The 21,428-nt window shown below is 66.2% G+C and carries 20 protein-coding genes; 14 read left to right on the top strand and 6 right to left on the bottom strand.

Translation table 11 applies throughout. The features are described 5' to 3' along the window. The first annotated feature begins 89 nt into the window (after positions 1-89). The 4 genes from ACFXHB_RS21705 to ACFXHB_RS21690 are packed head-to-tail and all read left to right on the top strand — an operon-like array spanning position 90 to position 3,375. Positions 90-689 (top strand): hypothetical protein, encoded by a 600-nt coding sequence (locus ACFXHB_RS21705; RefSeq protein WP_380576231.1) that lies wholly within the window; start codon positions 90-92, stop codon positions 687-689. 47 nt (positions 690-736) lie between these two features. After that, complete coding sequence (locus ACFXHB_RS21700; protein WP_380576230.1) at positions 737-1,777, top strand: glycosyltransferase family 4 protein; 1,041 nt, start codon at positions 737-739, stop codon at positions 1,775-1,777. 54 nt (positions 1,778-1,831) lie between these two features. Continuing rightward, on the top strand, positions 1,832-2,713 hold the full coding sequence (locus ACFXHB_RS21695) for a radical SAM protein (RefSeq protein ID WP_380576229.1): 882 nt from the start codon (positions 1,832-1,834) through the stop codon (positions 2,711-2,713). Beyond that, entirely contained in the window at positions 2,710-3,375 is a 666-nt protein-coding gene (locus ACFXHB_RS21690; RefSeq protein ID WP_380576228.1) for a PIG-L deacetylase family protein, read from the top strand. Before ACFXHB_RS21695 ends, ACFXHB_RS21690 begins: the two co-directional genes overlap by 4 nt. 11 nt (positions 3,376-3,386) lie before the next feature. Here ACFXHB_RS21690 and ACFXHB_RS21685 read toward each other — a convergent pair whose 3' ends face one another. Continuing rightward, positions 3,387-5,093 carry a proline--tRNA ligase gene (locus ACFXHB_RS21685; RefSeq protein WP_380576227.1) on the bottom strand — a complete coding sequence of 569 codons (1,707 nt, stop codon included), beginning with the start codon at positions 5,091-5,093 and terminating at the stop codon, positions 3,387-3,389. 176 nt (positions 5,094-5,269) lie between these two features. Here ACFXHB_RS21685 and ACFXHB_RS21680 point away from each other — a divergent pair, with 176 nt between their 5' ends. Continuing rightward, entirely contained in the window at positions 5,270-6,136 is an 867-nt protein-coding gene (locus tag ACFXHB_RS21680; RefSeq protein ID WP_380576226.1) for a class I SAM-dependent methyltransferase, read from the top strand. Beyond that, on the top strand, positions 6,111-6,365 hold the full coding sequence (locus ACFXHB_RS21675) for a hypothetical protein (RefSeq protein ID WP_380576260.1): 255 nt from the start codon (positions 6,111-6,113) through the stop codon (positions 6,363-6,365). The genes ACFXHB_RS21680 and ACFXHB_RS21675 overlap by 26 nt, the downstream gene beginning before the upstream one ends. Before the next feature lie 298 nt (positions 6,366-6,663). On the opposite strand, the gene ACFXHB_RS21670 is transcribed toward ACFXHB_RS21675, so the two are convergent. Further along, complete coding sequence (locus tag ACFXHB_RS21670; RefSeq protein WP_380576225.1) at positions 6,664-7,302, bottom strand: phosphotransferase; 639 nt, start codon at positions 7,300-7,302, stop codon at positions 6,664-6,666. 701 nt (positions 7,303-8,003) lie between these two features. Between ACFXHB_RS21670 and ACFXHB_RS21665 the strand changes: the two genes are divergently transcribed. The 4 genes from ACFXHB_RS21665 to ACFXHB_RS21650 all read left to right on the top strand — a co-directional run bounded on the left by ACFXHB_RS21665 (position 8,004) and on the right by ACFXHB_RS21650 (position 14,843). Further along, positions 8,004-9,509, top strand: coding sequence for an N-6 DNA methylase (locus tag ACFXHB_RS21665; protein WP_380576224.1), 1,506 nt, complete (start codon positions 8,004-8,006; stop codon positions 9,507-9,509). Next, positions 9,506-10,732 (top strand): hypothetical protein, encoded by a 1,227-nt coding sequence (locus ACFXHB_RS21660; RefSeq protein ID WP_380576223.1) that lies wholly within the window; start codon positions 9,506-9,508, stop codon positions 10,730-10,732. Before ACFXHB_RS21665 ends, ACFXHB_RS21660 begins: the two co-directional genes overlap by 4 nt. Positions 10,733-10,803: 71 nt before the next feature. Next, positions 10,804-14,265 (top strand): DEAD/DEAH box helicase family protein, encoded by a 3,462-nt coding sequence (locus ACFXHB_RS21655; protein ID WP_380576222.1) that lies wholly within the window; start codon positions 10,804-10,806, stop codon positions 14,263-14,265. Between the two features lie 32 nt (positions 14,266-14,297). Continuing rightward, complete coding sequence (locus tag ACFXHB_RS21650; protein ID WP_380576221.1) at positions 14,298-14,843, top strand: hypothetical protein; 546 nt, start codon at positions 14,298-14,300, stop codon at positions 14,841-14,843. A 77-nt stretch (positions 14,844-14,920) separates the two neighbouring features. On the opposite strand, the gene ACFXHB_RS21645 is transcribed toward ACFXHB_RS21650, so the two are convergent. After that, positions 14,921-15,577, bottom strand: a complete 657-nt coding sequence (locus ACFXHB_RS21645) for an RNaseH domain-containing protein (RefSeq protein WP_380576220.1) — start codon at positions 15,575-15,577, stop codon at positions 14,921-14,923. On the opposite strand from ACFXHB_RS21645, the gene ACFXHB_RS21640 reads away from it, so the two are divergent. Together ACFXHB_RS21640 and ACFXHB_RS21635 are read left to right on the top strand one after the other, a co-directional pair. Further along, positions 15,576-16,055 (top strand): hypothetical protein, encoded by a 480-nt coding sequence (locus tag ACFXHB_RS21640; RefSeq protein ID WP_380576219.1) that lies wholly within the window; start codon positions 15,576-15,578, stop codon positions 16,053-16,055. The genes ACFXHB_RS21645 and ACFXHB_RS21640 overlap by 2 nt on opposite strands. Positions 16,056-16,169: 114 nt before the next feature. Then, positions 16,170-17,831, top strand: a complete 1,662-nt coding sequence (locus ACFXHB_RS21635; protein WP_380576218.1) for a PE-PGRS family protein — start codon at positions 16,170-16,172, stop codon at positions 17,829-17,831. On the opposite strand, the gene ACFXHB_RS21630 is transcribed toward ACFXHB_RS21635, so the two are convergent. Beyond that, positions 17,761-18,606: a PE-PGRS family protein gene (locus tag ACFXHB_RS21630; protein WP_380576217.1), complete on the bottom strand. Its 846-nt coding sequence runs from the start codon at positions 18,604-18,606 to the stop codon at positions 17,761-17,763. The genes ACFXHB_RS21635 and ACFXHB_RS21630 overlap by 71 nt on opposite strands. Positions 18,607-18,850: 244 nt before the next feature. Between ACFXHB_RS21630 and ACFXHB_RS21625 the strand changes: the two genes are divergently transcribed. Together ACFXHB_RS21625 and ACFXHB_RS21620 are read left to right on the top strand one after the other, a co-directional pair. After that, on the top strand, positions 18,851-19,252 hold the full coding sequence (locus tag ACFXHB_RS21625) for a YccF domain-containing protein (protein WP_380576216.1): 402 nt from the start codon (positions 18,851-18,853) through the stop codon (positions 19,250-19,252). Positions 19,253-19,363: 111 nt separating this feature from the next. Continuing rightward, on the top strand, positions 19,364-19,684 hold the full coding sequence (locus tag ACFXHB_RS21620) for a YccF domain-containing protein (protein ID WP_380576215.1): 321 nt from the start codon (positions 19,364-19,366) through the stop codon (positions 19,682-19,684). Positions 19,685-19,728: 44 nt separating this feature from the next. On the opposite strand, the gene mug is transcribed toward ACFXHB_RS21620, so the two are convergent. Further along, positions 19,729-20,274, bottom strand: a complete 546-nt coding sequence (gene mug / locus ACFXHB_RS21615) for a G/U mismatch-specific DNA glycosylase (protein ID WP_380576257.1) — start codon at positions 20,272-20,274, stop codon at positions 19,729-19,731. A gap of 113 nt (positions 20,275-20,387) precedes the next feature. After that, positions 20,388-21,392 carry a phosphatase PAP2 family protein gene (locus ACFXHB_RS21610; RefSeq protein ID WP_380576214.1) on the bottom strand — a complete coding sequence of 335 codons (1,005 nt, stop codon included), beginning with the start codon at positions 21,390-21,392 and terminating at the stop codon, positions 20,388-20,390. Positions 21,393-21,428: the final 36 nt, after the last annotated feature.

Raw genomic sequence — 21,428 nt, 5'->3', positions numbered from 1 at the left:
CTTGTGTGATTGCTGCCAAAGTCGCTCACCAGCAGAGGCAGCCCGATCCCGGCCGCTTCCGGCCCCGCACCTGTACTGATGCAACCGCGATGGGAGAGAACGTGCACAAGTCCGTCCCCACACCCCGCCGGCCCGGGACACCTCCTCCCGGACACCGCTACCTAGACTTCCTCGGCGGCCCCAGCCACCTCGTCGACGAGGGCACCTGCCGGGGCTGCTTCATGAACCAGGCGGAATCCCGCCTGCCGGACATCCTCACTCCCGTCTACGACGACGGCACCGTCACTGTTCGACAGGACGCCGAATGGGCCGTGCCGGGATTCATGGTCGTCGGCATCCGACCGCACATCGGCGCCCTCGACGAGATGGACCTCGCCCTCGCCGAGAGGATCGGCCGCATCACGCACTTCGTCCGCCGGGCCATGCGGGAACGGCTGGGCCTGGCCGCAGTGCAGACGTACCAGGAGGAGAAGCTCGACCGTCCGCACTTTCACGTGTGGATGTTGCCCCTGTGGCCGGACACGATGGCCGCCCACAGCATCAACCCGCGGATCTACGAATCGAACATCGCCCGGTACCTCACCCTCTTCACCCTCGAATCCCACGAGGCAGCCATCCGCAGATGCACGGACGAGGTGCGCAACTTCCTCACCAGGACTCCCGAACTGCAGGTCGGCACATCAGCCTGACGCGGTCCGCCGACACGACGAACCACCTCGTTCCCGAGGAGACGAACATGCGCATCGCACATGTGGCGCCGCTGTGGGAAAGCGTCCCGCCCAAGGGCTATGGCGCCGTCGAGACGCTGGTCGCGGAGCTCACCGCCGCCCAGGTCCTCGACGGTCACGAAATCACGGTCTTCGCCTCCGGCGACTCCAAGGTGGCCGGCAGCCTCCACGGCATCGGGACAACGGCACTGCTTGCGGACCCGCGGATCCACGAGCCGGAGGTCTACCGCATGCTGCAACTGGCAGAGGTCCGCGACCGCGCCGACGAGTTCGACATCATCCACTCCCACGTCCACTCCAATACCGGCTGCCTGGCGATTCCTGCGCTCCACGGCCTACGGACGCCGGTGGTCCACACCGTGCACTGCTTCTTCAACGACGACAACGCACCGCTCTTCCGCCGGTTCGCCGCCGAACGGTACGTGGCGATCAGCCACGACCAGCGTTCCCGCCTGCCCGAGCTCAACTACCTCGGCACAGTCCACCACGGCATCGAGCTACAGGCGTTCCCCTTCGGCGCAGGGGCCGACCCGTGCCGGTACGTGGTGTTCCTGGGGAGGATCAGGCCCGAGAAGGGCGTCCACCTCGCCATCACGGCAGCGAGGCTCGCGGGAGTGCCGCTCAAGATCGCGGGACGGATCAAGCCCCGCGATCAGGTGTACTTCGAGCAGCAGGTACGACCGCACGTGGACGGCGAACAGGTCTTCTTCCTCGGCGAACTCGACTTCCCGACCAAGACCGCCCTTCTCGCCGGAGCCATCGCCACCCTGATGACCTCGCTCATCCCCGAGCCGTTCGGACTCGTCCCCATCGAGTCCATGGCCTGCGGGACGCCCGTAGTGTCCCTGCGCACAGGGGCAGCCCCCGAACTCGTCCGACACGGCATCACCGGCTACCTGGCCGACACCGCCCAGGAACTGGCCAACGCCATCCACCACCTCGAAGCGATCGACCGCGCCGCCTGCCGCGCACACGTGGCCTCCGAGTTCTCGATCCGCCGGATGGCCGACGGCTACGACACCGCCTACCGGACAGCTCTGTACACCTGATCCACCAGACACCGCACTGCCCAGCACCCGTCTCCACCAACCCAGTGAGGCACCATGCGCAGTGTCATCCTCAGCGCGGGCAAGAGCTGCTTCGTAGCCTGTCCCGGCTGCTACAACTACTTCGGCCGAACCGTCAGCGACACCTCCCACGTCCTGCTCTTCGCGGCCGGCCTGCGCGCTCGGTTCGGCATCGAGAAGATCACCGTCGGAGGTGGTGATCCGCTCACCCGACCGGACATCCTCCCCCTGCTCAAGGGTCTGTACGGCCTGGGCTTCGGCATCCGGCTGGACACCGTAGGCACCAACTTCCTCGGCCCTGCCCGCATCCGCTTCATGGGCACCGGAACGGCCGACCACGTGTCAGCGGCAGAGGTGGCCGCCGTGACCGATCTGATCGGCATCCCCCTCGACGGCAGTACCGACGCCATTCAGCAACAGTTCCGCCGACACGCCACCGTCTCCTCCCAGTTGGCGATCCTTGCCCAGTTGGAGGAAATCGGCGCAGCCACCTGTATCAACACGGTCGTTCACGCCGGCAACACCGACGACCTCGCGGCCATGGCCGAACTGCTCCGTGGATACACCTGCGTCCGGGAGTGGCAGCTCTTCCAGTTCATGCCCATCGGTCCGCTCGGCCACCACAACCGCAACCGCTACCTCGTCAACGGCACCGACTTCGAGCAGGCTGCCAAGATCGCCAGGGAGAACGCCCCCGGCGGACTGACGGTCGTGGCCAAGAGGGCACACGGCCGCAAGCACCGATACCTGCTGATCGACTCCGCCGGACTGGTATGGACCCCCGAGCAATCGCCCGCCGCCTCGTGGCAGAGCGAGGACACCAACGATCGACGGCACATGATCGGCAACATCAGCGATGCCGACATCCTCGACCGGCTGGCCGCCCTGGATGACGTCGACACCGAGGTCGGGGGATGACCAGAGCCGACCTGCTCGTTGTTCTCGCGCATCCCGACGACGAGACGCTGCACTGCGGGGGCCTCATCCACAACACCGCACGGAACGGCGGCACCGTGGTCACAGTCACCCTCACACGCGGCGGCGCCGGCAGAACCCTCGGCATGTGCACCGAAGCCGAGCTGCCAGCCGTTCGCGAACGGGAACTGCGTCGGGCGGTCGAGTCCCTGGGCGTTTCCCAGGCCGAGGTTCACGACCTGCCCGACGGCCGTCTCGTGGACCACGAGACGGAGGCAGCGGGCCTGGTGCTGGACTCGCTCCGGCGCTGGACACCGCACCGGGTGGTGGCCTTCCCTCCCAACGGGATGAACGGCCACCCGGACCACCGTTCCGCCCACCGGATCGCCCTCGCCGCGCTCGACCGCTACGACCTGACCCCGGAGGTTCTGCTGGTGACCAGTACGACTCCGTACACCGAACCGGCCAGACCAGGCTTCCTGGACCCCGCACAGGTCGAGGCGATGCGCCTACCAGCCACCCTCCGCACCCAGGTGGGCGACAGCCTGGAAGCGAAGCTGCGCGCCATGGGCCACTACGAGACCCAGGCGCGCAGCACCGCGAAGATCCTTCGCCGCTATCCGGAGACGCTTCTCACCGAGGCGTTCCACCGGGTAACCGGCTGAGGAGCCGACCTCTACGCAGCGGACGTCAGCAGCTTACGGACGTGTTCCACCGCCTCGGCCACCGGCACGGACTGGGTCTCGCCGGTGGCCCGGGTGGTGACCTCGACCGTGCCGTCGGCCAAGCCGCGGGAGCCGACCGTGATCCGGTAGGGGATGCCGATCAGCTCGACGTCACGGAACTTCACGCCGGGCCGCTCGTCGCGGTCGTCCAGCAGCACGTCTACCCGTTCGCTCTTCAGCTGCCGGTACAGGACCTCGGCACCCTCGACCACCTTCTCGTCCTTGGCGCCGAGGACGACGACGGCCACCTCGAACGGGGCGACCGCGACGGGCCAGACGATGCCCCTGTCGTCGTGGTGCGTCTCCACGATGGAGGCGAGCGCGCGTTCCACGCCGATCCCGTAGCTGCCCATGATCGGGACGACGCGCTCGCCGTCCCGCCCGAGGACGGTCACGCCGAGGGTCTCGGTGTACTTGCGGCCGAGCTTGAAGATGTGGCCCACCTCGATCGTGACCACGACCTCCAGCGGCGCACCGCACTGCGGGCAGGGCTCTCCGGCGGTCACCTCGCGCAGGTCGGCCCACCGCTGCACGGCGATGTCCCGCTCGACCGAAACACCGCGCAGATGGACGCCGTTGCTGTTGGCGCCGGTGGTCATGTCGATCCGCCCGCGCAGGGCCTCGTCCGCGAGGATCGGCAGTTCGGCAACGCCGACCGCGCCCAAGCTGCCCGGGGAGGCGCCGAGCGCGGCCTGGATCTCCTCGGCGGTCGCGGGCCGCACCGTCTTGGCGGCGAGGGTGTCGATGAGCTTCTGCTCGACCAGGACGTGGTCACCGCGGACCAGCACGAGGGTCAGCCGGTCGTCGACCACGTACACCAGCGTCTTGATCTGCCGCTCGGCCGGCACGCCGTGCTGGACGGACAGCTCCTCGATGGTGCGCGCGTTCGGGGTGTCGAACCGCTCCGGGGTGTCCAGGCCGGGGCCGTCCACCACAGCGGGCAGAGCGGAAGTCGCCTTCTCGGTGTTCGCCGCGTAGTCGCAGCCCGAGCAGCGGACCACCAGGTCCTCGCCGGCGTTCGAGGGGCTCATGAACTCCACCGACGCGCTGCCGCCCATGCTGCCGCTGGACGCCTGCACCGGGATCGCGGGCAGCCCGAGGCGGGCGAAGATCCGCTCGTAGGCGGCCTTGTGCAGGTCGAAGGAGCGGTCGAGTCCGGCCGACTCGATGTCGAAGCTGTACGAGTCCTTCATCGTGAACTCGCGCACCCGCAGCAGGCCGCTCTTCGGACGGGCCTCGTCGCGGAACTTGGTCTGGAACTGGTACCACATCTGCGGCAGGTCCCGGTACGACTTCAGCTCCTGGGACAGGACGGTGAAGATCTCCTCGTGCGTCATGCCGAGCGCAAGGTCCGCGCCCTTGCGGTCCTTGAGCCGGAACATCTCCTCGCCCATCACCTCCCAGCGACCGCTGCGCTGCCAGATCTCGGCCGGGTGCATGGCGGGCAGGATGAACTCCTGGGCGCCGATCGCGGCCATCTCCTCGCGGACGATGTCCACGATCTTGGCGCGGACGCGCACGGCCAGCGGCAGCAGGGAGTAGTGGCCGGCCATGAGCTGCCGGACGAACCCTCCTCTCACCAGCAGGCGGTGACTCACCGCATCCGCGTCCGCCGGGTCTTCCCGGAGTGTGGGCACGTACAGCTGGGACCAACGCATGGGACCGGAGACCGTCCTCTCGGTGGAACTGCGGAGTGTCGCGGCGGCGCTCACGCCGACATCACGACGGGAGACGCATTCTAGTGGCGGAGCCCTGCCCGAATCGCTCCGTTTTGAGAAGCCCAGGCCAGAGCACGTGGACAGGTCGCATCCGCGTTCGGCGAACGGACGGAGGCATGTTGGCAGACACCACGAACGGCACGCCCAGCAGTGACCGCTCCGTCGACGCCATCCGCCGCTACTACGACGACTTCGCCGAGCAGGAGCAGGACCGGCTCGCCAAGGATGTAGCGGGCCGAGTGTCCTTCGAGATCCATCGTCGTTTCATGGACCGCTACCTGAAAGACGGTCAGAGAGTTCTTGAGGTCGGCGCCGGCCCCGGCCGCTTCACCACCGTGCTGGCCGAGCAGGGTGCCCGCATCGTCGTCACCGACATCTCCCTCGTTCAGCTCCAGCTGAACGAGGCCAACGTCACTGCCGCGGGGGCCGAGCCCGCCGTCGAGGCGCGCCACACCCTCGACGTCCGGGACGCCAGCCGCTTCCCCGATGCTTCGTTCGATCTCGTCCTCGCCTACGGCGGCCCGCTCTCGTATGCCTTCGAACTGGAACGCCAAGCCCTCGCTGGCCTCCTCCGCATCCTGAAGCCTGGTGGCATCCTGGTCGCCTCGGTCATGTCCCTCTGGGGCAGTTGGCGGGCCCGCCTCCCCGGAGCCGCCCAGCTCGCCGTCCGATACGGCACCGACGTCACCGACGCCGTCATCCGGACCGGCGATCTGCGCCACGTACCCGGCATGGTCCACGTCTGCCGCATGTTCACCTGGGAACAGCTCGCCATCCTCGTCCCCGAATGCGGCGGCGAGATTCTGGCGGGATCCGCCAGCAACTGGGCAAGCCTCGAAGACCCCACTGTCCTTGAGAGAATCGAAGACGACCCTGAGCTTTGGGCACGGTTCCTCGCTTACGAGACTGCGGCCTGTTCAAGCCTCGGCAGCCGAGACGGTGGCACACACATTCTCTTTGCCGCACGACGCGGCAAGGGCTGAGGCTGCCATCTCGTTCGATACGTGGTCAGAACTTCGGGTCGCGGTCTGTGCCGACGGGCGGCCGAAGCTGGACGCGTGCCTGCCCGGGCCACCCGATAGAGCCATTGCTGGCGTTGCCGGCGAACAGGGCCTGGCCACCCTCCGCCAGGCCCTGGAGCAGTACGACGCGCCCGTCGCCTGGCCGGAGATCGGTGAACTCTCCGTCCGCGGCTGGTACGGCACCCGTTGACGATCAACGTCCGCGTCCCTGAACCGAAGACGCTCCACGAGCCGTGCTGGGTCGCTGGCATCCCCGGCCGCTCCCTGTACGAGGACTGGACTCAGGCCCCACTGCTGCAGCGCCTCGACCCGGCGCCCGCTACGGGCCCCACCTCGCCGACAGCCCCTACCAGCCGCCGAGCAGGGACGCCCTGCCTACTACAAGGCCCTGCGGTAGATGATCGTCCTCAAGGTGCCGCAGGTCCCTTCCCCGGACTACATCGAGCAGGTGGCTGAAGCCCTAGCTGCCGTCCTGTCCCGCACTGTGCTCATGGCATACCCGCGAACGCCTCCTGTACGTCCCCGCGCCGTTCCGTCCACCAGGCCAGGAAGCGCTCGGTGGGCAGAAACAGGTGATCGCAGGAGTGATCGTCGCGGTCGTAGTGAAAGACCAGCTGCCAGTAGTCCGACATGCGCTTCCACCACAACCGCTCCACCGCGTCCGCCAGCGCCGGCACCGCGATCGGCACCACCGACCGGTAGCCGGGCACGAACGCGGAGGTCCGTTCCAAGTCGAGGAAGCCGTCCTCACTGCCGAACTGCACCGTGGCGGTGCGGGCGACCTCCTCGCCGAACGGCCGGACCCGGATCCGGTCCCAGTCGATCACCCCGGCGATCTCGCCATCGCGCCACGGCACATTCCGGTGCTGCACGTCACCGTGCTTCCACCCCACAGGCCCGATCGCCACGTCATCGGCCGGGCGCTCGCTCCCGTACTTCTCCAACTGCACCTTGCGCGCGGCCAAGGCCGACGCCGCCTCGGCGTCGAACGCCGTCCAGCTCTCCAATCCCGCGATCAGCCCGAGTAGCCGGTCCGCCTCCTCGCGAGCCGCAGCGGGCGTGGTCACCGAGACGGCCATCTGCTCCGGCCCAGGCGGCAGCAGGCCGGCCAGCCGCTCACGGTTCAAGCTCCGATGGATTCCGACCGAGGAGAACGCCGAGGTCACCGGCCTGCGCAACCGAAGTTGCTGTACCCGGTAGATGGCTCCCCTCCAACCATGGAATTAGGCAGTACCCGCAGTTGGCGACCTCGACCACCGCGTCCCCGGCCGAGGAGACCCGTGCCCTGCCCACTGGCAGGCCGTCGTCAGCGCAGCAAGGTTGCGCCGCGCTACGGGCAACGGAACGTCCATGACCCGCTTCAATGCGAACGAGCCCTTGACCGTATCCAGCCGCCAGTTCCCGTTCATCAAGCCAGCAGACAGGAAGCGCCACTCCTGGACCTCTCCCAGCCTGAAGGCCTCGCCGAGAACTGCCAGATCCTGCGCGATCTTGCTGTACCGAGCACCGCTTGGGCTGTCGAAAGACCTATCCGTCACCCAAAGGGCTAGCGTTGCAGAGACGCCGATGCGGTCGGTTCGAGAGGTACCCGAGCGGCCCTTTGGATCCGGTAAGACCGGTCCGGCTGTTCTGGCCGAGGGATACCTGACCGGTCGGGCATGCCCTGAAGGCTTGGTAGTCGAGCACAGTGCTGGGTCCATACACCATCTCGCTGGTCCCGCACCTGCTTCGGCTGAGCTGTAGGCGGTTGGCCAGCCATCGATTAGTGGATCTTGGCGCCACGATGTTGGTGGACTCGGCTAGCCTGCTTCCTGTGATTACGGGTGAGTTGAAGAGCAAGATCGACCGACTGTGGGACGCCTTCTGGTCCGGAGGGATCTCCAACCCGCTGGAGGTGATCGAGCAGATCACCTACCTGATGTTCATCCGGCGCCTTGACCTGCTGGAGCAGGCCAAGGAGAACAAGGCCAGCCGCACGGGACGCTCGGTCGAGAACCCGATCTACACCGACGAGACGCAGGTCTTGCGCTGGTCACGGTTCGTGAACGAGGCCCCCGAGAACATGCTCAGCCGGGTGGGCGACGGCGTCTTTCCCTGGCTGCGCACGCTGGGTGGTGATGACTCCACCTATGCGCACCACATGAAGGACGCCCGCTTCACCATCACCACCTCGAACCTGCTCGCCAAGGCCGTCGACATGCTGAACGACATCGACATGGGCGACAAGGACACCAAGGGTGACCTGTACGAGTACATGCTCGGCAAGATCGCTACTGCCGGACAGAACGGCCAGTTCCGCACGCCCAGGCACATTATCCAGCTGATCGTCGAGATGATGGCCCCGGCTCCGGGCGACGAGATCTGCGACCCGGCGTGCGGCACGGCCGGCTTCCTGGTCGCCTCCGCAGAGTACGTCGAGCGCACGCACCGTGAGGCACTGTTCGAGCCGGCCCAGCGACAGCACTTCAACGAGAGCATGTTCCACGGCTTCGACTTCGACAGCACCATGCTCCGCATCGGCAGCATGAACATGCTGCTCCACTCAGTCGAGAACCCCGACATCCGTTACCGTGACTCGCTCGCCCAGAGCGCGGCGGGCGAGGCCGACCGCTACACGCTTATCCTCGCCAACCCACCTTTCGCTGGCAGCCTTGACTACGACGCAACGGCGACCGATCTTCAGAAGGTCGTCAAGACCAAGAAGACCGAGCTGCTATTCCTCGCCCTGTTCCTCCGTCTACTCAAGCCGGGCGGCCGGGCGGCGGTCATCGTGCCGGAGGGAGTGCTGTTCGGGTCCAGCAAGGCTCACAAGGACCTGCGGAAGCTGCTGGTCGAGGGGCACAAGCTGGACGCAGTGGTGAAGCTGCCGGGTGGTGTCTTCAAACCGTATGCGGGGGTCTCCACGGCGATCCTGTTCTTCACTAAGACCAACAGCGGCGGCACGGACAATGTCTGGTTCTACGAGGTCACGGCGGATGGTTGGAGCCTCGACGACAAGCGCGCGCCATTGCTGGCGGAGGACAAGCTCGGGCCGCTGGTCGCCGATGGTGAGCTGAATGACGATGAGCACGCGAGGAATAACCTGCCCGATGTGCTGACCCGTTGGCGTCGCCGCAATGGTAGCGAGCAGGAGCGGGAGCGAACCGAGCAAAGCTTCTGCGTTCCCAGGGCTGACATTGCCGGTCAGGAGTACGATCTGAGCCTTAACAGATATAAGGAGATCGTCCACGAGGCAGTCGAGTACCGCGCTCCGAGCGACATCATGGAAGAGCTGGCGCGGATCGAGGCGGAGATCCAGCAGGGGATGAGCGAGCTGAAGGGGATTCTGGGATGAAGCTCGCCACAGTTGGCCTTGGCCAGGCGGCTGATATTAATCCTCGCCTGATCGAGCGACCTGGCAGTGAGACGACTGTGTCATTCCTCGGAATGGCTGATATCGACGCGGAAAGTGGAACCACGCCGCCCGGGTCAAGTCGCATGTTTGGTGAAGTATCAAAGGGCTACACCCAGTTTGCCGACCGTGATCTCCTGGTGGCGAAGATCACGCCGTGCTTCGAGAATGGGAAAATTGCGCAGGCGACCCTTGGGAATCCTCATGGGGCAGGTTCGACTGAGTTCCATGTAATTCGGCCAGATCGTACGCGATTTGATGATCGGTTTATGTTGCATTTTCTGCGCCAGCCTCATATTCGAGCTGCGGGCGAGTTGCGGATGACGGGTAGTGGCGGCCAGAGGCGAGTGCCGGAGGCGTTTCTCGCTGGCCTTGAGATCCCGCTCATTGCGCTGGAGGGGCAGCGTCGCATCGCGCGGGTGCTTGACCGCGTGGACGCGCTGCGCGCCAAGCGCCGCGAGGCCAGCGCCCTTCTTGATGATCTCGCTGGATCCGTCTTTTTCGACATGTTCGGCGACGTGGCGGCCAATAATTACGGCTGGGATGATTCCCGCACATTGGGCGAAGTGGCGTTCATTGGGTCCGGAATCACAAAGGGTCGCAAGTTGGCCGATCGGCCCATGCGCAGCGTCCCTTATATGGCGGTGGTCAACGTCCAAGAGAGGCGTCTTGATCTTTCTGTAGTCAAGGAGATCGAGGCAACAGAGGATGAGGTCGACCGCTATCGCCTCTTGGAAAATGATCTACTGCTCACCGAGGGTGGCGACCCGGACAAGCTTGGCCGTGGAACGCTTTGGCATAACGAAATCCCCGACTGTATTCACCAGAACCATATTTTTCGCGTTCGACTGCGTGAGGACTCTGGAATCGATCCAGTTTTCCTAAATTGGCTTGTTGCGTCAGACCGGGGTCGGCGCTACTTCTTGCGCTCGGCAAAGCAGACGACTGGGATCGCTTCGATCAATGCCACGCAATTGAGGAATTTTCCACTACTGGCTCCGCCTATCGAGTTGCAGAAGAATTTCTCGGCTAATCTGAAGCAGATTGAGCGGCGCAGGTCTCTGTACGAGAAACACCTCGTAGAACTCGACACACTCTTCGCATCGCTGCAACACCTTGGGTTCCGCGGTGAGCTATGGCCGGACGCTCCCTCGTCGGGCACCTGATTGTTACCGCACCACGCACGCCGCAACGCCGCACCCGCTTATCCCTACCGCAACAGCGAAAGGTCACCAGCGTGAGCAATTTTGGGTTCCTCCAGGCTGAATGGCCAGAGTTGCACAGCGAGGCACTCCGCGCTGAGCGGCTGGCACACGCCGACCCGCGGGCGTCTGCGTTCTACGCGCGGCGGGTGCTGGAGCTTGCGCTGACGTGGTTGTTCGAGGCAGACGACGCGCTGAAGCTGCCGTACCAGACCGACCTGGCCGCGTTAATCGCTGAGCCGACGCTGGTCAGGGCGGCCGGCCCGGCGATTCGGGCGAAGATGGATGTGATCCGCCGTCAGGGCAACGTCGCCGTACACCGCAAGACGCCCGTTGCGCCGAAGGACGCGGTGAGCACGGTCGCAGAGCTGTTCCACGTCATGTACTGGATGGCCCACACCTACACGCTCGACCAGGCCAACCTCCCCGCACCTGCCCTTGCGTTCGACACGGCGCTGATACCCCGCCCGGTCCCGGCCGAGGTGCGGATCGCCAAGCAGGTCGAGCTGAAGGCATTGGCAGAGAAGTACGGCACGCAGGACGCCACTCTGGCAGTCGAGCGGAAGAAGAACCAGGACCTCGACGCCGAGATCGTCGAACTGCGGGCGCAGATCAAGGCAGCCAAGGCAGCGAACGAGGCCCACCCGGACACCCACGACTACAACGAGGCCGAGACCCGGGCCCTGATCATCGACCTCCTCCTGAAGGAGGCTGGCTGGGCGCTGGACCAGCCACAGGACCGTGAGTACTCGGTTACTGGGCTGCCGGAGTCGGCCGCCTCCTCCGGAAAGGGCAAGGTCGACTACGTCCTGTGGGACGACGACGGGAAGCCCCTCGCCCTCGTCGAGGCCAAACGCACCACCCGCGACCCGAAGCAGGGCAAGCACCAGGCCAAGGTCTATGCGGACGCCTTGGAGACGCAGTTCAAGCTGCGGCCGGTGATCTTCTATACCAATGGCTACCACACTTACCTCTGGGATGACCTGAGTTACCCGCCCCGGGAGGTCCAGGGCTTCTACACCAAGGACGAGCTGCGTCTACTGGTGCAGCGCCGCGCCAGCCGCCGCGTCCTCGCGCAGCTTCCGATCAACGAGCAGATCGCCGGCCGCCACTACCAGGCGCGAGCCATCCGCCGGATCGCCGACTCGTTCGAGAAGGACTCGCTGCGCCAGGCCCTGCTTGTTATGGCGACCGGTTCCGGTAAGACCCGCACCGTGATCGCCCTGAGTGACCTGATGATGCGCGCCAACTGGGCCAAGCGCGTGCTCTTCCTCGCCGACCGTAAGGCGCTGGTGAAGCAGGCCACCAACGCATTCAAGGAACACCTGCGCGGGGCACCTGTTGTTGACCTGCTGAACGAGAAGGACCCCAACGCGCGAGTCTTCGTCTCGACCTACCCGACGATGATGAACCTGATCAACCAGACCGATGCAGCAGGCCGTCGCCTCTTCGGTCCTGGCTTCTTCGACCTGATCGTCATCGACGAGGCACACCGCTCGATCTACCAGAAGTACGGCACGATCTTCGACTACTTCGACGCGCTGCTGGTCGGCTTGACTGCCACGCCCAAGGACGAGATCGACCGTAACACCTACCGCCGTTTCGAGCTGGAGGACGGCGTTCCCACCGACGTCTACAGCCTGGATGAGGCCGTGGCAGAGGGTTACCTGGTCGCCCCGTGCACCGTCGAAGTCCCATTGAAGTTCCAGCGCGGCGGGATCAAGTACGACGACCTGTCCGACGAGGACAAGGAGAAGTGGGACGAGACGGAGTGGAGCGAGGACGGCGACATCCCCGACGAGATTACGACCGACGAGCTCAACAAGTACCTCTTCAACGATGACACCGTCGACAAGGCCCTTCAGGTGCTGATGACCCACGGCCTCAAGGTCGACGGTGGTGACACTCTCGGCAAGACCATCATCTTCGCCGCCAACAACACGCACGCCGAGTTCATTGCTGAGCGCTTCGACAAGAACTACCCACACCTCAAGGGTGCCTTCGCGCAGGTCATCACCTACCGCAAGGAGTACGCGCAGAGCATGATCGATGATTTCTCCGTCTCCTCGAAGGCCCCCCAGATAGCCATCTCCGTCGACATGCTGGACACCGGCATCGACGTTCCCGAAGTAGTCAACCTTGTCTTCTTCAAGCTGGTGCGATCCAAGACCAAGTTCTGGCAGATGATCGGCCGCGGCACTCGCCTCGCGCCCGATCTCTTCGGCTCCAACAAGAGCAAGGACGGCTTCCTGGTCTTCGACCTTTGCCAGAACATCGAGTTCTTCAACCAGAACCTGATGCGTGCCGAAGGCAAGCTCTCTCCCTCGCTCAGCCAGAGGATCTTCGAACGCCGAGCCGACCTGCTCCTTGCCCTCGACGGTGCATCGGAGTCTGGCCAGGACTCGGGCTCAGGGCCGGCCATGCGCCCGGAGTCTGACGGCACGGCCACTGAGGTCGGCCTGCGTTGGGACCTCGCCACCCGGCTGCACGACGAGGTCACAGCAATGAACCCGGAGAACTTCCTGGTGCGCCCGCAGCGTGAGTTCGTCGATACGTTCACCGACTTCGACGTGTGGCTCAGCTTCACACCGGATGCCCACTCCCAGGTCGTCGACCACCTGGCCGGGCTCCCGACAGGCTTCCGCGAGAAGGATGACGCTGGCGAGGATGCCAAGCGCTTCGACCTGCTCGCACTCCGCCTCCAGCTCGCTGTCGTGGAGGGGGATCCGGGCTTCACCCGCATGCGGGGCCAGGTTCAGGAGATCGCTTCGGCCATGCTCGACCGGCTGATGATCCCCACAATCAAGGCCCAACAGCTCCTGCTCGACGAAGTTGCGGGAGACGAGTGGTGGCAGGACGTCACCCTGCCCATGCTGGAGACCATGCGCCGCCGCCTGCGTGGTCTCGTCCGCCTGATCGAGAAAACCAAGCGTAACGTTGTCTACACCGACTTCGAGGACGAACTCGGCGAGTTGACCGCTGCCTCCCTGAACGGCATGGCGGTCGGCACGGACCTCACCCGCTTCGAGCAGAAGGTCCGCATCTACCTCAACACACACCAGGACCAGCTCGCCGTCCAGAAAATCCGGCGCAACAAGCAGATCACCGCCCTAGACCTGTCGGGGCTGGAGGAGATCTTCATCGAGGCCGGTCTTGCCACCACCGCCGACATTGACCACGCCAAGGACACCAACGGCGGTCTCGGCCTTTTCTTGCGCTCCCTGACTGGCCTGGAGCGGGACGCCGCAGCATTGGCCTTCGACGAGTTCCAGCAGGGGAAAGCCCTCACGGCCAACCAGCTCCGCTTCGTCAATGAGCTGATCGACTACCTGGCGCGCAACGGCACGATCGATGTGGCCGCGCTTTATGAGTCCCCCTTCACAGCCATCGCTCCGACCGGTCCTGAAGCGATCTTCCAGGAGTCGGACGTGGACGCCATGGTGACCACCATCCACTCGATCCGTTCCACCGCCGTCGCCGCCGACAGCGTGGCCTGACCATCTACGTGCCAGGGGGATAGACCATGCCATTGAACCGGATCGATCCGGCGGACTTGTGTCCCGCTACCGGTCAGAACGGGCTTCTTGACTTCAGCGCAGCAGGCGACGAGTGGTACGTGAAGTGCCACATCTGCGGAACGACTTGGATGGGGGGAAGTCAGGTGCTCGAACCGCATGAAGACCGGCGCCCACGCTCATCCAGGGCGGAGCAGATCTCCCCACGTGACTCATCACCACGGGCCGCCGGGCCTGGCCCAACTGCGAAGCTCACTAGTCCATCTACTGCACAGCGCTCGGCAGATGAGGCAGCGAAGCAGGAAAACCACAAGGAGGAGCCGGGCGGCGAGGCGAATGCGTCGATTATCAGAGAGCTCTACACGGGCACGTTCGAGGAAGCGTTGGGCCTCGTGCAAGCTGCGCGCACACTGGGCTTCGGCTTTCAGCTCCGAAACAGTCAGGATGTCGATGGGGAAGAGGGCTTCGACGTGATCTTGTACCGGGACGTTCCTCTGTCAGTGGATGGAGAGGACCTCGCCGAGGCGAGGTCCTCTCGGAATGATGTGCCGACGCTCTAGGCGAACTCTGTCTCACCGCACGAGCACCGCATCACGCCTGTGACGTCGAGTGACGGAATCGCGTCGACGACCTTCATCTACTCAAGGCTGACCGTGACGACTCGCTTGAGTGGATCAATGAGGTAGCGAGGGCCGTTAGACCAGCCGTGGGGGCAGTTCCGCAGGGCTTCGCGATACTGCGCCCACAGGCCACCGCATCTGGTCCTACTCCCTGTAATCCTCAGCTTCTTCAGCCGATGCGTCCTCGGCACCGGGTTCCGCGAGTGGCTTCTCCTCCGGCGCGGCGGTGCGCCGGTACTGCGGGGGGCGAGGTCCATCTGCTTCGCGGCGTGAAGGGGGAGGGGGAAGCGGGAGCGTCCGTCCCAGAACTGGACTTGGTGGGAGAGCTTCGCCGTGGAGATGGCGAGAGCCTCTTCGGAGACACCCTCCGCACATGCGAGCGGGTAGATTTCGTTGGCCGTCAGGGAGTACCAGTTCTGGGGCATCTCGCCCTTGCGTCGCTCCTCCTTTTGGTCGGAAAAGACGGAGGGCTTCGCATCCCAACGGGTGTACTTGGACCCCAGCCGGCCTGCGCCGTCCCCGTCGAAGGCGCGCGGCACGTTGCAGAAGGTCCACACCGGAGCGCCGTAGTCCATGGTGACCTGGTAGAGCGTGGTCGCGGTGTCCTGTTCCACGGGGTCGCCGCCCTTGGCCTTTGGCAATCCGGGCCGCGCGTCGGGCAGACTCTTCGGCATGAGTCGCGAAGATGATCGCCTTGACCTCATGGCCTCTGTCGTTGATCACCTAGAGCGGGAGCTCGGAAACCCCAGCCGTCCGGCTGGCTGGCCGGAACCAACCACGATCGAGATGCTGGTCGCCGAGGCCCGTCGAGCCATTGAGGACGAGCGCAACGTCCTGGACCAGCTTCGCCGGGGGACCGAAGCGATGGAGGCCGTACTTCAGGAGCGGCAGCTTGAGCGGGACCAGCGAAATGCGCCAGTACTTCGGAACACGGAGAGCGTGCCGGCGAGTGAGCTCCGCGAAGGCGACACGATCCTGATCGAGTCGACGTACGGCAACTATCGGACGGCCCGCATCACGCGAGTCGGGATCGACGACTACTTCAGCCGTGAGGCAGGGCGGCCGGTGCTCGGAGTTCTGCGCAGTGATCGCAGCCTGCCGGATGAGTACCTGCCGGAGCAGAGGGTGCTGCGGAAGATCAAGCGTCGCTGATTCGGAGTGTGGGCCATCGCGCGCCACCATCGGTGCCGGCGCCAGCGGGGTTTCCGCCAATGGGTTTGATCAATTGGCTTGTGCTGGACAGGAGCGAGGGGATACGACGGCGGTATGCACCGCTGGACTCCTCTCAACGAGCGTCAGCTCGCACTCCTGACTCGTATCGGTGAGGGCGCCAACCCCGTCACCTCGGGCGAACCTGCACTCGCCCACACGGCACGGGCACTGAAGGACCGGGGCCTCGTCCTCATGCCGAAGGCCGCTGACAAGAAGTGGCTGGCGGAGATCACCGACGTCGGACGCTTCTATCTGGAGCACGGCCATCACCCGGACCAGCCGGCCAAGAAAGTCGGTCGGTCTGCGGGGCGGGGCCGAGTTCGGGAACCCGCTGCGAAGGTCATCCGGCAGGACACCCAGCCGGACGAAGGGGCGGTGAGCCCGAAGCAGCCGACTCCTACCCGCCCAGCTCACCTGCTTCCGCCTCCCCGCTCAGTAACTGGCCCGGCATTGATCGAGCAAGTTCAGCAGGCAGGGCGCATCCTGCGTATCTCGGATCCGCCGCCCGAGGAACGGGCGCGGTTGCGGCGGGCCTTCGATGCCGCCCGCGAATATGCGCCGGACGGTTACCAGCTGAAGTACAGCGGACGGGAGAAGGGCGATTTCTTCCTCGGCCTGCTGCGGACCAACGGGCTCGACGAGACCGAGTGGAACCGGATCCGCCTGCAGCGAAGCAGGGTCATCACCGACGTTGACGACATCATCGCTGCGATCAAAGCCGACCACAGTGCGTTCGAGATCTCCGAGGACGTGCTCCCGCGAGTGCTGTCGATCGTCCGTCTGATCGCTGAGGAAGCCCTGTCGAGGCACGGGGACGTGGCGATCTTGAAGAAGCGGCGCCAGGTCAGGCCGCTGCTCAATGTCCACGGCAAGACATGGGAGATCGGCTTCAAGGAACGGCAGAGGCAAGTCAAGTACGTGCCTGCCTCCAAGGGGCGGCGAAAGACGTACGACTGGCAGCGGGTCACGCCTGCTCATCGATCCGAGCCGTCCGGCGAGCTCGATCTTTACCTGGTCGAACCTCACCCCTACGGCCACAACCACGCCAGCGCCTGGAAGAAGGAGTGCCGCGACACACCCAGCCAGCAGCTGGAGGAACAGATCGGCGCTGCCTTCCGGGCCCTGCGGACACGTGCTGAGGAGCAGGAGAAGCGCCGTCTGGCGTACGAGGCCGAGCAACGACGGCTCAAGGAGGAGCGGGACCGAGCGGAGGCCGAGCGGCGACGACTGGAGGCCGAGGAGAAGGAGCGCAAGCAGCGGACGTGGGAGAAAGCCGTCGCCGTCGCCAAGATCCACGCTGCCGAGGCTGAGCGGGCGGAGACCTTCGGGGCGGCCCTGGACCGGTGGCGCACTGCGGCTGAGATCCGTCGGTTCTGCGCGGAGCTGGAGGAATCCGTATCCCGTGCCACGTCTGCCACGGAGGCCGAGCGCCTCCTCCAGTGGGCCAAGTGGGGCCAGGAAGAGGCCGACCGGATCGACCCGACATCCCCCGGCCGCGGGCTCGGCGTCGAGGACTTCGAGACCGAACCCACTGACGAGGCTCTGCGCCCCTTCCTCAACGGCTGGAGCCCGAACCGACCCGTCAAGGAGGCGCCGCTGGCCGAGCCCGCCCAACCACCCCGCCAGGCAGACCCCTGGCGCGACCTCAGCGCCTCACCTCGGGACCAAGGTTGGAAACACGGACCCCAAGGTCGCGCTCAATGGCGGAGGCGATGACGCCGTGCCCGCGCTCGCGCAACGCCTTCACGGCTCGCTCGATCAGGGTGTTCAGCCGCTCCACCTCATCGCGAAGCGCGAGCAGCTCGTCATAGCGGTCCACCCGCTCCTGGCCGCACCACTCGCGGATCGTGCGGAGGGCGTCGTCCTCGGCCTTCAGCTTCCCGTCATCCCGGCGGCGTTCCCAGGAGTGCCATGACGGAAGGGCCCGCTCGCGGTCCACGGATTCCTGCCGGCGGTCGACCTCCGGCAGGATTTCCTCGGCCAGCGCCTCCGCGGCGCGCCGGGCGATCTGCTCGACGACTGGCCAGCCCGCCAGGCACAGCCCGGACCGGTTCTCGTAGACCATCGGATCAGCGCGCAGCTCGGCCGGATCAAGGCCCAGGCGACGCGCCGTGGCATCGAGATCGGCCAGCTCCACCACGCCGGCGTCAGCCACACCCTTGCGCAGCCGGATCTGGCTCCTCGGGCGGACGAACCCCAGGACCGTCCGGGCCGCCTCGAACTCGGCGCTCTTGCGCACCTGCCGGGACGCTTCCGTCAGCCTCACTTCCGCGGCGTCGTCAGCACGGAAGACCTCCACGTCAACCCACCGGGCGACCAGTGATGCCTGCGCCACCCACTCCTGCAGACCGGCTTCCTCCCCATCGAGGAACCGGACGTGCACCTGAGCTGACCGACGCGGGCCGCCGTCTCGGACGATCTCTACGCGGCGGACCGCGCCGCCAAGCATCTTGGGCTGGGCGCGATAGGCCCAGTTCTCACCGATCTCCACGGACCCATTGAGCCAAATAGGCGCCCTGTCGCGCCACCGTTTCCCCCAGACAGCTACCACCTGGAGATGGAGCGAGCCCGTCGTCGATCAGCCAGATCGGCGCCTTGCCATCTTCGGAGCCGAGGGCTCCGGTGCAGCCGGAGGATGCTGCTCGTCATTCGTGCCACTCGAGCGCCGACAGCGTCCGTGAGGCGGTTGGGTCCGGCCGCGAGACGCCGAAGGTAGACCATGCGAGGCTGGGAGCATGAAGGTGCTTGGTTTTGTCCTCAACGTGCTCTGGCTACTCTTCTGCGGCATCTGGATGGCCATCGGATATGTGATCGCCGGAATCATCTGTTGTGTCCTTATTATCACCATTCCATTTGGTGTTGCGGCCTTCCGGATCGCCGGTTACGTCCTGTGGCCGTTCGGGCGGACGACAGTGGAGAAGCCGGATGCCGGTGCGCCGTCCTTCATCGGCAACGTGATCTGGTTCATCTTCGCCGGCTGGTGGCTGGCGCTGGCCCACATCGTGACCAGCATCCCGCTGTTCCTGTCGATCATCGGCATTCCGTTCGGCTGGGCGAATCTGAAGATGATCCCGATCTCCCTCGTGCCGCTGGGCCGCGAGGTCGTCTCCACCGACGAGAAGTTCGGCGGTCGCTGAGCCGGGGCTCGTGGCAAGGCGTGCGCCGATGCCGGGAGCCCCGGCATCCGACTTACCGGAGATAGCGCTGTTCCGAGGTTGCGCTGACCGAGAGCCGGAACCGCAGCGGGCTTGCTGCGCGAAGCTGATCACCGGGAAACGATCCCCTTCGGCATCGCCTCGTTCCGGATCGCCGGCTTCGTGATCTGGCCGTTCGGGCGGACGACGGTGGAGAAGCCGGACGCCGGGGCGCCGTCCTGCGTCGGCAACGTGATCTGGCTGGTGTTCGCCGGGTGGTGGCTGGCGCTGGCGCACATCGCGACCAGCATTCCGCTGTTCCTGTCGATCATCGGGATCCCGTTCGGCTGGGCCAACCTGAAGATGATCCCGATCTCGCTGATGCCGCTGGGGCGCGAGGTCGTGTCGACGGACGAGCGGTTCGGCGGGCGCTGACCCGTCGCCCGTCGCCCGTCGCCCGTCCTCCGTCGCCCGTCGGTCTAGGTCCTCTCCAGGGCCTCCCGCAGCTGCCGGAACTCCCCTGCCAGTGCGTCCAGGGTGTAGTGGGCGTTGAGTCCGCTCGGGTTGGGCAGCACCCAGACCTCGGTCTCCCCCAGGCCCTCCGGCTGCCGGCCGACCGCCGCCGTCCGTCGTCCGAAGGCCGTCCGGTAGGCGCCGATGCCGAGCACGGCCAAGGCCCGCGGGCGCAGCGCCAGGACGCGCGCGGTGAGCGCCTCGCCGCCCTCGCGCAGTTCGTCGGAGGTGAGCTCGTCCGCCTTGGCGGTGGCGCGCGGGGCGACGTTGGTGATGCCGAGGCCGAGGTCGGGCAGCTCGCCCTGCTCGTCCGGGCGGAACAGTCGCGGGGTGAAGCCGGAGCGGTACAGGGCGGGCCAGAACCGGTTGCCCGGCCGGGCGAAGTGATGGCCGGTGGCACCCGACCAGAGGCCGGGATTGATGCCGCAGAACAGCACCCGCAGCCCGGGGGCGACGATGTCCGCGATGGTGCTGTCGCGGGCGGCGAGCAGCTGGTCCGGGGTGGGCTTCATGGGCGTCTCGGTCACCCGCCCCAGTCTGCCGGTGCCGCCCGCCGGTCCGGTACGGGGGTGGTCCCGGTACCGGTGTGGCGGCCCGCACCGGCCTTCCCGGCCGGGCGCCCCGGCTACCCGGGCGCGGCCGCCGCCAGCAGCCTGGTCCGGCGCCGCTCGCGCAGCCGGGCCACGCCGTAGACCACCACCGCCGCGTACGCCCAGCCCGCGAAGACGTCGACGATGAAGTGCTCCGCCCCGTAGACCAGGGCGAACGCCATCGCGAGCGGGTACCCGACCAGCAGCACCCGGAGCCACCGGGCGGCCGTCGGCCAGAAGAAGAACAGCAGCATCGCCGGATAGGCGGAGTGCAACGACGGCATCGCGGCGACGTCGTTGGCGAACCGGCTGCCGTTCTCGAAGACCGATCCGGCCCGCGGCAGCCCGCTCTGGGTCAGCACGTCCGACACCACCCGGGTGAGCGCCGGCATGTGGCCCTCCTGCGCGGTGAGCCACGGCGGGTCGGCCGGGAAGAGGATGTACGTCACGAAGCCGGCGAAGGTCAGTACGAGGTAGCAGGTGAGCAGGTGCCGGAAGCGGTCGTGGCGGCGCCGCCAGAGCACGGCCAGCACCACGAAGATCATGAAGAAGTGCGACATGTAGACGGCGACCGCCGCGTAGTCGTACCAGTGCGGCGAACCGGGGGTGTACAGCCCGTACTGCAGCCGGACCGTCAGGGTCTCACCGAAGCCGAGCAGTTCGTCGGCCCGCAGCTGCGGTCGCCAGTGCGGGGCCCACGGGGTGTGCGCGCCGTACCCGCGCAGCAGCGAGTACGCCCAGACGACGGCCATCACCGGCACCCAGTCGCGCAGCACCAGCAGGAAGCCGCGCGGCCCGTGGCCACTGTGCACGGCGGCGGCCAGCAGGGCGCCGATCAACCAGCAGAAGACCACGTCGTTGGAGTACGGCAGGCCGTAGGCACGCACGTACCAGAGCAGGGCGACGACATAGGTGGGCCACGCCAGCAGTCGCAGCCGGGCCAGTGCGCCGGCAGGCGCTCCGGGCAGCGGCCGGGTCACCGGACGCAGCCGCCCGGCGCTCGCGGGTGGGGGCGGCGCCGGGCGGAGCAGTTTGGTCATGCCAGCCGAAGCTAGCAAGGCATTCTTTGAGAACTC

The organism is Kitasatospora sp. NPDC059327, assembly GCF_042752535.1.
In the GTDB taxonomy this organism is placed as follows: domain Bacteria; phylum Actinomycetota; class Actinomycetes; order Streptomycetales; family Streptomycetaceae; genus Kitasatospora.
This window is presented reverse-complemented; position numbering and strand designations above follow the sequence as displayed.